Genomic DNA, 13762 nt, shown 5'->3' with positions numbered 1-13762 from the left:
TACGCACCCCTTACATTTGAACGTCCTTTTTATTGGCAAAGCGTAAAAATAGCGTGGTACAAACTAATATAAATAGGAATAGAACCGTCGCTAACGCAGAGCCTAGCCCAATAGCTGTCGTTCCAGAAGCTGTAGAGCTACCAAATGCCAAGCGATAGAAAAACACAGCTAACGTATCCGTAGAATAATATGGCTCTCCCATAGAGCCCTGCATCGCATATACAAGCTCAAATGCCTCAAAGGACTGGATAAACGTTAAAATGCCCATGATCATAATAGATGGCACCATTAGAGGCAAATAAATAGTACGCAGTAAAGTAAAGCCCTTAGCACCATCTAACTTTGCAGCTTCAACTAACTCACTTGGAATCCCTTGAAAGCCAGCAAGGAAAATTAAGACACCAAAACCTAGTCCAAACCAACAATTAACTAAAATAATGGCGATTAACGCTGTTCCAGGATCCCCCAGCCAAGCTTTTTGTAAGGTTTCTAGACCTAATTTCTCTAAAATAACATTTAAAGTACCAAAATTAGGATTTAGAATGAGCTTCCATAAGAAACCTACCACAATCACTGATAATAACCGTGGTAGAAAGAAAGCCGCCTTAAAAAACGCTGCTCCTTTAATTTTTTGATAGATAATAAAGCCAAGAAAGAAGGCTAATCCATTCATAACTACCATTTGCACAACAAAATACAGGACATTATGTTTAAAGGCGTTCCAAAACATAGAGCCATAGGGTTCTGTCGTAAAAAGCGTCACAAAATTTTGGAGACCGATAAAATCGCCACGAGCCATCCCTTTCCATTCAAAAAAACTATAGGACATTGCCGCTACTATCGGATAAAGCACAAACATTCCATATACGATTAATGCAGGAATAGGGAAAAGATGAATAGTCCATCTTGCCCACGATCTCCTTTTTCTTACTGATGAAGCTGTAGATTCTCTCATCATGAGCAGCCTCCTTTACTAATAATGAGACAACAAGACCCCTAAACTCCTTTATAGCGCTTCAGGGGTCTGCTGGCTTGATGCTTTCATTATTTTTGAAATGGCGTAAACCAAGTTTTAGCGTTTTCCTGTACTTTTGTGGCCACCTCTTCAGGCGTTACTTGACCTAAATACATGCCTTGTAGCTCACTTTCAAGCAAGCTCTTTGTTGTCGGGTCCCCACCAGTAAAATTAGTTACCCACATATATAGCGTTGCTTCATTTGCAGTCGAATGACTAATATCATTGAGCAATGCATCGTCAGAAGTAATACCAGGAATGGCGCTGATCATGGAAAACTCCTTCACAAATAACTCACCAAACTCCTTTGTTGTTAAAAACTCTAAAAACATTTTAGCTGCTTCTTTATGTTTCGAATTAGCATTGATCGCAAATGAGCCATCTACCCAAGTCGTCACTGTTTTATTTCCCACTTTAGATGGAATAGGGAAATAACCTAAATCTAAGTCTGGATTCATTTCTAATACAACAGGAATTTCCCAGCTACCTAACGGGAACATAGCCGCATCTTCCAGCGCAAACAAAGTACGAATATCATCCATTCCTAAGCCTTCAGAATTGGCTGGAAAATACTTTTTCAAGTCATTCATTACTTGTATCGATTCAATAAACTTTGCATCTGTAAAATCTCTTTCCCCCGCAAGCACCGCTTGATAGAAGTCATTGCCTTCATAAACAGCCGGACCGACAATACCGTGCAGCAATGATAATAACCAGCCTTCTTTTGTACCCATTGCAATTGGTGTAATGCCCTTTTCTAATAATTGGTCGTTTAATGCAATGAATTCATCCCATGTAGTAGGAATTTCAAGATTATTATCTTTAAAAATCTTTTTATTATAGAAAAATTGTGTAGAGCTTAAGTTAATTGGTACACCGTACTGATTTCCTTGGTCATCGCGAGAAGCCTTTAATGCTTCTTCAGGAAATACACTCAATCCATTTAAGCCGTTTATTTTCTCAACAAAACCTGCCTCCGCAAGCTTCAATCCAGCTGCATAAGGACGTAAGTGGAAAATATCTGGACCCTCCCCAGCCTGTAATGCCGTATTGAGGACTGTATTGTATTCTGTATTTTTAGTTGGGTTAAATGACACATGTATATCAGGATGTTGTTCATTAAATAAAGCAATCACTTTTTCATACTTGGCAACATCTTCTGTACGCCAACTCCCTATTGTTAGTGAAACCTCTTCTGTTTTCGGTTCCTCTTCTTTATCAGGTGTTGTTGAGTTCGTTGATTTCTCACTCGTGTTACAGCCTACTAAACCTACAACGAGTAATAAAAGAAGTGGCAATAACCATTTACTCTTTTGTCTCATACCAGCAGATCCACCCTTCATATCAGTAATTTTTCATAAATCATCGTATGAAGCTTCTCTCTAATCTTGCTCATGTTTGTATTTCTCCCATAATGCACAGCATTCGTTAGTAAAATGACAAATGCCTTTTGTACAGGGTCCATCCAAATACTCGTACCTGTAAATCCTGTATGACCAAATGAGCCCTTGCTCCACCTCCTACCAAAACAAAATGATGCGTCGTCCCCTCCCCATACTTCAAATCCAAGTCCCCTCGTTTTAAATGTTTTCGTATAGGCAAGCTCTAACCAATCGTATGGAATCACCGTTTGTTGCTTGATCCCCAACCAAATTTCCGCATACTTTGCTAAATCCTCTGCACATGAAAATAAACCTGCGCTACCAGCAATCCCATCTAGTAATAAAGCTTTCTCATCATGGACAATTCCCTGCACAAATTGATCTGCCACCATTTCTGTAGATGCCGCAAGCCTTCTTGTATGCTCAGGCAGTTGAAAACATGTATGATGCATGCTCCACGGCTTAAAAACCTCTTGCTCTACAAAACTTTTTAATGAATTGCCAGTAACTTTTTCAATCACCTTTCCTAGAATAATCATACCTAAATCACTATATAGCACTTGTTCATTTGGCTGACACACTACATCACTTGCCAATACTTCCTGCATGATGTCACGCTTATGATGCCTCTTAACTACAGGTGTTAAATCTGCTGGCAAACCTGAGCAATGCTGCAATAAATGTTGGATTGTCATAAGGGGATATTTAAAATCAGGCAAATAGGTTTGAACTGAATCTGTTACATTAACTTGATTTCGACTCATCAGTAGTAAAATAGACGGGAGTGTTGCAACAACTTTTGTTAAAGAGGCTAAATCAAATAACGTATTGCTTAATATAGCTTGCTCGCTGCCATCCTCAGCTGTATAGGCTCCATAGCTGCCTGAAAATAGCCTTCTTTCTTGCTGCTGAACAATTAACACGGCACCTGGAATTTCTTGTTCTTTCACTAAGTCGTTTATATATGCATCTACCAAGTAAGCACCTCACCACTTAAATATCTAAATTTTCTGTAAATTAGTATTATCATATAAAATAAAATGATGAAAAATAACAATAATCCTAAAATTTTTTTTCATATAAGCTCAATTAAAAAATCCCTAGCTAGTAAATGTTTACTGGCTAGGGATTCACTTGATTATTTAGTTGGCTTTTTTAAATCCATTGACGCTGCTGCGCTTTCAACTTTTACGCGTTTCAAGAAGAATGCGAGTACCACTGCAATCACTGTTATTGCAGCTGCAATTAAGAAGGAATGCGTAATACCATCTAATAAGGCAGTTTGCATAATTTGATCTTGCATTTGCTGCATTTGCTCTGCTGTAGGCGCTGCTCCTGATTGTGCAGCATTCGCTTTTGCTTCTGCAATTAATTCTTCCGCTTTAACTTTTGTACGGTTATTCATAAATGTTACAAGGATCGCACTACCGATTGCTCCTGATACCTGCTGTAATGTATTGTTAATCGCTGTACCATGTGGATTCATCATTTGTGGTAGTTGATTTAAACCGTTTGTCATAATAGGCATCATGACCATCGACATACCGAACATACGAATTGTATACATCGATACGATATATGTGTAGCTTGAATCAATTTCTAATTTCGTTAAACCGAAAGTTGCGATTGTTGTAATCGTTAATCCAATAATGGCCAACACTCGAGGACCAAATTTATCAAAAAGCTTACCAGTGATTGGTGACATAATCCCCATGACAAGTGCCCCTGGAAGCATCATCAAACCTGCTTCAAATGGTTCGATACCACGGATAGACTGTACATATGCTGGTGTTAAAATCATCCCTGAGAACATTGCCATAGAGACAATAACTGAGATAACTGACCCTAAAGCAAACATCGGATACTTATAAATACGTAATTCCAGTAATGGCTCATCCATTTTCAGCTGTTTAACAACGAAAACAACTAAAGCAATGAAGCCAATCGTAATTGTGCCATATACCCATGGACTTGACCAACCTTTATCTCCTGCTGTACTAAAGCCATATAAAATACCACCAAATGCAACTGTTGATAAAAGGACTGAAAGGAAATCTAAGTGAACTTCACGTGTCTCCATCACGTTTCTTAGTTTCCAAACACCAAATAATAAACTAATTAAAGCAAATGGAATAATCATTTGGAAAAGCATACGCCAATCATGATGTTCCACAATATATCCTGATAAAGTAGGACCGATTGCTGGCGCCATAATCATAACTAAACCAAAGATCCCCATTGCCGCTCCACGCTTCTCTTTTGGGAAGCTTGTTAGCATAACGTTCATTAAAAGTGGTGACATACTAGATGCCCCGGCTGCTTGCACCATACGACCTGCTAATAGCACACCAAAGTTAGGTGCAAAGCCTGCCATAATTGTACCGATTGTAAAGATGGACATCGCTGTTATAAATAAATGTCTATTTTTAAAGCGTGTCACAAAGAATGCTGAAGCTGGCACTAAAATACCGCTCACAAGCATATACCCTGTTGCTAACCATTGTACCTTTGAATAGGTAATCCCAAAATCTTTCATGATTGTTGGTAATGCCACATTCAACAATGTGTTGTTTAGAAAAGCAACAAAAGCACCCACAAATAGAATAGCTATCATGCCATAAGGGGGCTTTTTCATTGTTTGCTCACTATTCATTTATATCCCTCAATTCTTTCTTGTGTTTTACGATAAAACTTATTTTATACTCGTAGTCTACTTTTTTCAACAAATAAGTTTATATTTTTTATAAACGTTGATATAAATACGTTTCGAAGGTAGAATAAGAGTATAATATTATAAAAAAGGTGAGGTCATGAACAAAAGAAAAAGACAAATTATAACAGCAGCACGTGAACTTTTTATTGAAAAAGGCTTTCTAGATACATCGATTAATGACATCATCAATGCGGCTAAAATTTCAAAAGGTACATTTTATAATCACTTTCCTTCGAAAAATGAATGCTTAATCGCCATTTTGGATGAAGGGCGCGAAGAAGCTAGTAATCGCCGCCACGAGCTCATCTATGGTAAAGACCCTACAGATTTAGAAGTATTGACACAGCAAGTCGCTGTTCTCATGTATGTTAATCGTGAACATAATTTAGTACAGATATTCGAATCCATCTTCCAATCAAGAGATAAAGAACTAAAAAAAATTATTATTAATTACCATTTACAAGAATTAGAATGGCTCGCCAATCGTCTAGTACAAGTATTTGGCGAAGAGATTAGCCCTATTAGCTATGAATGTGCTGTTCAAACACTTGGTATGATTAACCTCACTCTACGTGCTGTCTTTATTGCCGATTATAAATATATCAATCGAGAAGCGATTGTACGTGTAGCATTGCGCAATATTAGCGTAATTATACCCACTATGCTTGAGTCGAAAGAGATTATCGTGAGTGTTGAAATGATCAATACCATTCAAAATGTCGTGAACTATAAAACCGTTACAAAAGAAATGGTCATTGAACAACTACAAGGCTTTACAAAGGGATTATCGAACAATGAAACAATGGAAGGTTTGGAATATGCACAATTCTTATTAGAAGAATTACAAAACGAAAAACCAAAGCTTTTTATCATCGAATCACTTCTTACCCCTTTCCGTAAGGCATTCGTCGGCACAGAACATATCGCAGAAGCCCGCGACATCGCCAATAACTTATGGCGTTACGTAAAAATTGAACAGCCAACTGAACGCTGTACGAAAAATAAATAAAAAAAGAGGTATCAAATGAACAGCTTGATACCTCTTTCATGTTGTTGAAAAAAGATGATGTCAACGGCAGAAATAGCAACTTGGCAAGGTGAGGGGTTGATTTCCGTTCCGCCAGCGTCCTTTCCAGGGGGCGTCCGATGAGCCGCTTCACTCACTTACATTCGCTCCAGGGTCTCCTCTGTGACGCTAAATCCCCAAGGAGTGACGCTGGCTCCACTCCAATCAACCATGCTGCAAAGTGTCTTTACTTTTTTCATAGTAGCGATCAAATCGCCCATTATCTGTATTCTTAGAGGGGATAAGCTCTTATTGGGGAAGTGATGCGTGACAACACCTCTTCATAAGGAATAGTGAACACCTTCACTTTATTTGAAAACCTTTGCTAAAAAGGTAACACTTTTGTTGATTGGAGTGGAAGGCTACTTGACTCCCGTGGGATAGCGAGACAGGCAAAACTCTAAACGGAGCGGTAGCGGAGGAAGCGATTCGACGCTCGCCCACAGGAAAGCAAGTAGCCTGCAACGGAAATCCATTTCTACCTTTCAATTGACTGTTTTGTTTTTCAACACTAAGAAAGAGGTATCAAATGAACACTTTGATACCTCTTTACTATGTTGAATGAGATTAAGTTCTATGACAGAGTCCTTAAAAAAGCAAGGAGATCCACACTAATGACATTGAAATTTTAGCACAAAAATTGTCCCGTCCTGACCTGAACGAACACTAATTGTGCCATTGTGTAAATCAATGAGCTGCTTCGTGATGGCTAGTCCTAGCCCTGTACCTGTTATATCGTCTGTCGTATTCGTACCTCGATAATAGCGTTCGAATAGATTATCGAGCTCCTCCTGAGGAATGCCAGGTCCTTGGTCAGCAATGGTAAGCATCACTTCTTTACCTGTATGTTGCGCTTCTACAATCACCTTGGTGCCTTCAGGGGTATACTTTTTCGCATTAGTAATTAAATTATCCATTATCCGCTTAAGTAAAAGCTCATCTGCTTGTAGCAACACATCACCATATACCTTCACACATACCTGTTCGTCTGCAAATTGTGGTAACCATGTTGCTAGCGGAAGTAACACTTTATCAAGCTGTATGGCTTTATTTTTTAACTGATACGTATACGTTAAATCCTGAATAAGTGCATCCATATAGGTTGCCTTTTCCTGCATGGTCTGTGCAAAAATACGCATCTCATCCTTTGTCCACTCATAATCTTCAGATGCTAGCATCGTTGAATAGCCATAAATTGAGCTTAACGGCGTCTTTAAATCATGCGATAAACCTGTTATCCACTCTTCACGTAATTGCTCTCCGTGCTTAATTTGCCTTTCATTTGAATCAAGTCTCTCCGATAAGTGGTTGAGTGACTCCTCAACAGGTTGGAATAATTTAAATTTCCTTTTCAACTTTCCTGTTTTTTTATGATGGATTTTTTTGTCACTAATTTCACTGTAATCGAATTGGGTTAGTCGCTCAATGCGCGATATAACATAGACTAGTGGACGCACGAATTGACGTGAAATACTAATAGACAAAAAGATAACGCCCAACAGCAAAATAATATGCCCTCCAAAGAAGATAGAAACAAACAGTACCATTGCTTTATTAAAAGGCTCTTCAAATGGCTTATAAGACGGGTTAGGCATTCGTACAACAAATGTCACATCATTGGCTAAGGCTGCGCTTTGCTTGAGCTCCTCATGCTCGAAAATATCGTATTTTTCCTCTAGTAATTGCGGTTTATTTAGCTTCTCATACCGCTCGCCTATAACATCAATCCGATTCCATTGCTCATCATAAATTTCAACACTGGCTTTATTATCTTTTAGACGTTGCAGGGTTACAGCTGAAATGTCCCCTGTTGCCGTCCAATTATCAAGTGCCTCCTCAAAAAGTGGTTGGACAGGCGTATTCGGAATAAATAATAAGTAGTAATTCGGCAGTTCCCATGTATGCATGCCTGGTTGCTTCAATGCCAATATTTCGCTATTGGACTTTCCACATAGTCCGCATGTCTCTCCTGTATAATCAACGATCCTCATGGATGGATCAAATAAATAGAGCTGTCCTACATTTTCCTCAGCTCTCTCCACTAAATAATCAGCAATTTTAATCGTCTTCCCTTTCTCTACAACTGCATCATCTTCAATTTCAAAGGAGCTCATCACATGAATGTTGTCACCAACACGGTCATTGATAAAGATAGCAAAAAACACCAGACTTATAATAAAACCTGAAATGATTAATAGATAGAATATGATGAAATACGAAACAAAACGGAGTGTTAATTTTCCAGCAGGCTTCATGAAGAAATGTCCCCAACAAGCTTATAGCCAATGCCTCTGACGGTGATAATGCATGTTGGCTTTCCAGGATTTTTTTCGATTTTTTCTCGTAATTTTCGTATATGTACCATCACAGTATTATCATCAAATAAGCAATCTCCCCATACGCGCTCGTATATTTGTTCTTTAGATAATACTTGCCCTGCATTGTCACATAAATATTTTAATAAATGAAACAAGCGACCACTGATTATTTCCTTCACACCGTCTACCTCGATTTCTGCTGCGTCAATGTCAAATGTAAAACGGCTGCAAGTAAATACATGATTTTCTGGTACATTCTTTTTCTTCATATAACGGACTAACTGCACCTTTACTCTCGCTACAAGCTCTAAGGGGTTAAATGGTTTTGTAATATAATCATCTGCGCCATTCATAAAACCGCGAAGCTTATCTGCATCACTGCTTTTGGCTGTTAAATAAAAAATAGGCGCATCACTTTTTTCCCGAATACTATTCGCGATATCCAGCCCACTTCCATCTGGAAGCATGATATCTAATAGATAAAAGTCAAATGTTTTAGTATTCATTTCATCTTTTGCTTCTTCAATCGTGTTACATAATGTAATATTGGTAATTCCTTCTTTTCTTAAAATGATTTCAATCATTTCAGCAATGGCACGTTCATCCTCTAACACTAAAATTGATGCTTCCTGCATTTCCTCACCTACTTTTAAGATTACTTTAAGGTAGTCATTATTTCACCATAAGCTTCCCTCATTATTATATGTATAAGATAACCAATTAAGGAGATAAAACGCAATGACAACTAACCGAGTTACCTTCATTGATACAATGCGTGGATTTAGTTTATTTGGCATCTTAATGGCAAATTTGCTGATCTTCCAATTTGGGATGTATGGCAAAGATGAATTTAAAAATCTTTCTACCTTAGATAACGGGGCTTTATATTTTGTAAAAGTTGTGATTGAAGGCTCATTTATGCCCATCTTCACTATTTTATTCGGCTTCTCACTTATTAAATTAATTGAATCCATCCGGAGAAAAAAGAATAAATGCCGCTGGTCTATTTTACGTCGTGCAACAGGTTTAATTGCCCTGGGCTTATTACATTCTATTTTATTGTGGGAAGGCGATATTCTATTTTCTTATGGCTGTATGACGTTATTTTTAGTCCCATTTATTAATCGTAAACCAAAAACTTTATTTATTTGGGCTGGTATCCTATTTGTTTTAACTACAGCGTTAACATATGGCTCTATGGAAACGTCAAAAAAAGAACAAAAGGAGACACACACATACATCGAGCAAGCGGATGATGTTTATGCAAACGGAAGCTACTTAGAAATTTTTGATTTTCGAGCTAATGCCGAAATACCAGGAGTGGATGAATCTTCCTTCATCTTCATTATATTAATTTTTGCACCGATGTTCTACGCACCTCTCTTCCTCTTTGGTATGGCGCTCGCTAAAAAGCAAGCATTTGTGGAGATGAACAAGGAAATGAAATGGTATAAGTTAGGTGCTCTCCTTGTACCTATAGGACTCGTATGTAAAAGTGTAAGTTTTATAGAAAGTAAAAGTGCATTTTCTTCTATTTTATTAACGGGCGGCTCCCAGTTACTAGCAATTGGCTATGTTTGCCTCGCAGCATACCTTTATAACACCCGTCCAGTTCAACTACTGGCTCCTGCATTTGAGAGCGTTGGCAAACTATCATTAACCAATTATTTACTACAAACCATCATTTGTACAACTGTTTTTTATGGCTATGGCCTTGGCTTATACGGTAAATTAGGCGTCTTTGGTGGAATCCTTTTCGGAATCGTTGTGTATAGCTTGCAATGTGTTTTCAGCCTTGCCTATTTAAAGAAATTTAAACGTGGTCCATTTGAAACACTCTTACGCATATGGACAAATTGGTCTTGGTCTGGGCAGGTAAAGTAAAGCCCATCACACAAGCAAAATAGAAAGGAATTATTTTTTATGAATAGTGACACAAAAGAAGACTTTACTGACTCATGGTGGTTTTTAGGTATTTGTGCAGCTGTAGCAGTAATTTTAACACTATTTGCCTTTTCATAAACAATATCGTTTTCATTTGCCCCCTTACTGTATACTAGTAGTACAACTAAACAGCTTAGGGGGTATTTTGTTGTTACAGCGTATTATGATTACTGGCTATAAACCACATGAGCTTGGTATCTTTAATGATAAACATCCCGGCATTGTCATCATAAAAAAAGCACTGGAAGCTCGTCTACGTACACTGCTTGATGAAGGACTCGAATGGGTTATTATCAGCGGTCAGCAGGGCGTAGAATCTTGGAGTGCTGAAGTTGTTTTAATGCTAAAAAAAGAATTCCCGCATTTAAAATACGCCATCATAACACCCTTTTTAGAGCAAGAGAAAAATTGGCAAGATCATAAAAAAGAAAAGTATCAAGCATTAATTGCTCAAGCTGATTTTGTCACAAGTGTGACCAAAAAACCGTATGAAGCACCATGGCAATTTATTGAGAAGGACAAATTTATTATTCAAAATACAGATGGACTTTTATTAATTTACGATGAAGAAAATGAGGGTTCTCCGAAGTATATCAAACGGCTTGCAGAAAAATATATGGAATCCCATGAGTATGCTCTTTTAATAGTAACCGCCTATGACTTACAACTAGTAGCAGAAGAAATTCAACAGCAAGACTTGTAGAAAAATATTGATATAATTTTCTGACAATTATATACTAGAATTAATAAAAGCTGATTGTTCTTATGGTTTTTACCTATAATTTGAAAGGAGCTGTCATCATTTGAATAAACATATTGAAATGATTCTTGAAGCTTCTCCCGTAAATGTATCACATGATACGTATCGTAGAGAATGTCGGTATACACGGGGAATTCATATTGAAGAACAAGAATTTCTTGCTATTTTAAACGCAATGAGTCATGATTCACGCTTATATTTTGATTTCCATAATCCACGTAAAGAGATTAAAAAGGGAACCTATTTGAATGGACACTCCGGTTTAGCCTACAATATTTATGATTACTATAAACAAAATTTTAATATTGAGATATCCGAATTAATCAACGGTAAAGATTTTTATGTAAAAATCGTATAAAGCTAAAGCCCCTTTAAAGTTTTACCTTTAAAGGGGCTTCGTTGATCTTATAGGTCTGCTACTTGAGCACCTAATTCTTTATTATTATACATTTCTGTATCTAATTCTTTAGTAATACGCGCTGTTGTAACACCAGCTGTCATTGAACCACTTACATTTAACGCTGTACGACCCATATCAATTAAAGGCTCAACAGAGATTAATACACCTGCTAGAGCAATCGGTAAATCAAGTGCGGATAATACAAGGATAGCTGCAAATGTTGCACCACCACCAACACCTGCTACACCAAACGAGCTAACCGCTACTACTGCGATAACTGTAATAATAAACACAGGGTCAAGTGGATTAATGCCAACTGTTGGTGCGATCATGATGGCTAACATCGCAGGATATACACCTGCACAACCATTTTGACCGATTGATAATCCGAATGAGCCTGAGAAGTTTGCAATCCCCTCAGATACCCCAAGACGACCTGTTTGCGTTTTAATATTCATCGGTAAAGTACCCGCACTAGAACGAGATGTAAAGGCGAATAATAATGTTTCTGCTGATTTTTTCAAATACGTAAATGGATTTAAACCACTTAATGTAATGATTAATAAGTGTACGATTAAAACAATAAATAGTGCTACATAAGAAGCAATGACAAACTTACCTAAATTGTAGATAGCTCCAAAATCTGATGTTGCTACAGTACGAGCCATAATCGCTAGAATTCCGTATGGCGTTAAGCGTAATACAATTGTTACAACACCCATTACTAGGGCATAGATGGCATCTAAACCTTTTTTAATTGTAGCTGCTGTTCCCTCATCCTTGCGTGCCACACGTAAATAAGCAAAACCAAGGAATGCTGAGAAAATGACAACCGCAATTGTTGACGTAGAACGAGCACCCGTTAAATCAAGGAACGGATTTGCTGGGAATAACTCAATAATTTGTGTTGGTAGATCAGGAGCTGCTAAGCCCGTAGTTTTTTCTTCAAGGTATTGACCTCGTGCAGTTTCTGCATCACCTTGTAAAATTTGTGTTGCATCTAAATCAAAGACTGTTGCAGAAAAAATACCTACAGCTGCTGAAACTGCTGTTGTACCGATTAAAATGGCTAAAATAAGTGCTGCCATTTTCCCGAAATTTTTGCCAATCTTCATTTTTGTAAAAGCAATTAAAATGGAGATAAATACTAATGGCATTGCTACCATTTGGAGCAGTTTCACATACCCAGTACCGATAATATTGTACCAAGATGTTGTTTTGGCTAATACTTCAGAATCAAGACCATAAATAAAATGAAGTCCAAGACCAAGTACAATCCCTAAGCCTAAGCCGGCAAAAACACGATTAGAAAACTTAACGTGCTTTTTATTCATAACATATAAAATTCCAACGAACACAAGCAACACTGCTACGTTAAGAATGATTTGTAAATTCGACAATGGAATGCCTCCTAAGATGTTTTATAATAATGTAATCGAATTATATACCCATAATCCCTATAATTCAAGTATGTTTTATTAAGATTAATAAATTCCTATAACAAAATGCTTTCTTGCTAAGGATTATACCCCGAAAAATGGCGTAACAATCATCCTCTGGTACAGGAATAATCTTAGAAAAGAATGTTTGTAAATATATAGCTAGTTTAATCAATGCCACTACATTTGGTGACAAACGATTAACTGCCCCTAGACTGTTAAAAACCAACAGTCTAAGGGCAGCCTTTTTAAGCTTTATTTCTAATTACAAATCTTGGTTCGTAGTCACTAATGATGTCAAACACACCGTCATTATAGCAGTAGATATGATGTTCAACGGTCGGAATTTCTTTGCTTCCAATCCACGGGAGTTGGTCAAACCAATCTATATAATCTGAATTGCTCATTTTATAAAACCATTCTGCAGAAGAATTTATAGGTTGTTCCTGGGTCAAGGCTTCAGTGACTTTGTCTACTAAATCAGATCGTGGAATTTCTCCAGTATAGCGGAAAGACCAAACATAATCTTGAATTGGAGACATTTTATCATAGATAATATCAACTTCTGTATTGTTTCGATCGATTAATGTTAAGCATAGTCCTAAATCTGTATAATTTAATGTAGCATTAAGGATTTGGGCTCTTTCTAAGCAAGTGACAGGTTGCCAAATGTGCAATCTTCTTGAATCCATCTAATTCCCCTTTAAACAAAAAATATATCAATT

12 protein-coding genes are annotated in these 13762 nt (G+C 37.4%); 4 read left to right on the top strand and 8 right to left on the bottom strand.

Annotation, left to right across the window (positions count from 1 at the left end; translation table 11 throughout):
- Positions 1 to 10 precede the first annotated feature (10 nt).
- The 4 genes from ACEVFT_RS02630 to ACEVFT_RS02615 all read right to left on the bottom strand — a co-directional run bounded on the left by ACEVFT_RS02630 (position 11) and on the right by ACEVFT_RS02615 (position 5050).
- The gene (locus ACEVFT_RS02630) at positions 11 to 958 is read right to left on the bottom strand and encodes a carbohydrate ABC transporter permease (protein WP_393947987.1); all 948 of its coding nucleotides are present in this window, start codon (positions 956 to 958) and stop codon (positions 11 to 13) included.
- An 86-nt stretch (positions 959 to 1044) separates the two neighbouring features.
- Positions 1045 to 2337 (bottom strand): ABC transporter substrate-binding protein, encoded by a 1293-nt coding sequence (locus tag ACEVFT_RS02625; protein ID WP_393947985.1) that lies wholly within the window; start codon positions 2335 to 2337, stop codon positions 1045 to 1047.
- A gap of 17 nt (positions 2338 to 2354) precedes the next feature.
- The gene (locus ACEVFT_RS02620; protein ID WP_393947983.1) at positions 2355 to 3374 is read right to left on the bottom strand and encodes a serine hydrolase domain-containing protein; all 1020 of its coding nucleotides are present in this window, start codon (positions 3372 to 3374) and stop codon (positions 2355 to 2357) included.
- A 161-nt stretch (positions 3375 to 3535) separates the two neighbouring features.
- The gene (locus tag ACEVFT_RS02615) at positions 3536 to 5050 is read right to left on the bottom strand and encodes a DHA2 family efflux MFS transporter permease subunit (protein WP_393947981.1); all 1515 of its coding nucleotides are present in this window, start codon (positions 5048 to 5050) and stop codon (positions 3536 to 3538) included.
- Between the two features lie 157 nt (positions 5051 to 5207).
- On the opposite strand from ACEVFT_RS02615, the gene ACEVFT_RS02610 reads away from it, so the two are divergent.
- Complete coding sequence (locus ACEVFT_RS02610; protein ID WP_342442267.1) at positions 5208 to 6119, top strand: TetR/AcrR family transcriptional regulator; 912 nt, start codon at positions 5208 to 5210, stop codon at positions 6117 to 6119.
- Positions 6120 to 6787: 668 nt separating this feature from the next.
- Here the strand turns inward: ACEVFT_RS02610 and ACEVFT_RS02605 are convergent.
- The gene (locus ACEVFT_RS02605; RefSeq protein ID WP_393947979.1) at positions 6788 to 8431 is read right to left on the bottom strand and encodes a sensor histidine kinase; all 1644 of its coding nucleotides are present in this window, start codon (positions 8429 to 8431) and stop codon (positions 6788 to 6790) included.
- Entirely contained in the window at positions 8428 to 9129 is a 702-nt protein-coding gene (locus tag ACEVFT_RS02600) for a response regulator transcription factor (protein ID WP_342442265.1), read from the bottom strand. The genes ACEVFT_RS02605 and ACEVFT_RS02600 overlap by 4 nt, the downstream gene beginning before the upstream one ends.
- Positions 9130 to 9232: 103 nt before the next feature.
- On the opposite strand from ACEVFT_RS02600, the gene ACEVFT_RS02595 reads away from it, so the two are divergent.
- The 3 genes from ACEVFT_RS02595 to ACEVFT_RS02585 all read left to right on the top strand — a co-directional run bounded on the left by ACEVFT_RS02595 (position 9233) and on the right by ACEVFT_RS02585 (position 11556).
- Positions 9233 to 10378 (top strand): DUF418 domain-containing protein, encoded by a 1146-nt coding sequence (locus ACEVFT_RS02595; RefSeq protein WP_393947976.1) that lies wholly within the window; start codon positions 9233 to 9235, stop codon positions 10376 to 10378.
- A 223-nt stretch (positions 10379 to 10601) separates the two neighbouring features.
- The gene (locus ACEVFT_RS02590; RefSeq protein ID WP_393948080.1) at positions 10602 to 11141 is read left to right on the top strand and encodes an SLOG family protein; all 540 of its coding nucleotides are present in this window, start codon (positions 10602 to 10604) and stop codon (positions 11139 to 11141) included.
- A 100-nt stretch (positions 11142 to 11241) separates the two neighbouring features.
- Positions 11242 to 11556 carry a hypothetical protein gene (locus tag ACEVFT_RS02585; RefSeq protein WP_205446538.1) on the top strand — a complete coding sequence of 105 codons (315 nt, stop codon included), beginning with the start codon at positions 11242 to 11244 and terminating at the stop codon, positions 11554 to 11556.
- 47 nt (positions 11557 to 11603) lie between these two features.
- On the opposite strand, the gene ACEVFT_RS02580 is transcribed toward ACEVFT_RS02585, so the two are convergent.
- Both ACEVFT_RS02580 and ACEVFT_RS02575 read right to left on the bottom strand, forming a co-directional pair.
- Positions 11604 to 12998: an L-cystine transporter gene (locus ACEVFT_RS02580; RefSeq protein ID WP_393947974.1), complete on the bottom strand. Its 1395-nt coding sequence runs from the start codon at positions 12996 to 12998 to the stop codon at positions 11604 to 11606.
- Between the two features lie 287 nt (positions 12999 to 13285).
- The gene (locus ACEVFT_RS02575; protein ID WP_393947972.1) at positions 13286 to 13729 is read right to left on the bottom strand and encodes a hypothetical protein; all 444 of its coding nucleotides are present in this window, start codon (positions 13727 to 13729) and stop codon (positions 13286 to 13288) included.
- Positions 13730 to 13762 lie beyond the last annotated feature (33 nt).

The sequence above is a fragment of the Lysinibacillus sp. PWR01 genome (assembly GCF_043359455.1).
GTDB lineage: Bacteria > Bacillota > Bacilli > Bacillales_A > Planococcaceae > Lysinibacillus > Lysinibacillus fusiformis_F.
The sequence above is the reverse complement of the archived record's forward strand: the minus strand, read 5'-3'. Positions and strand labels throughout refer to the sequence as shown.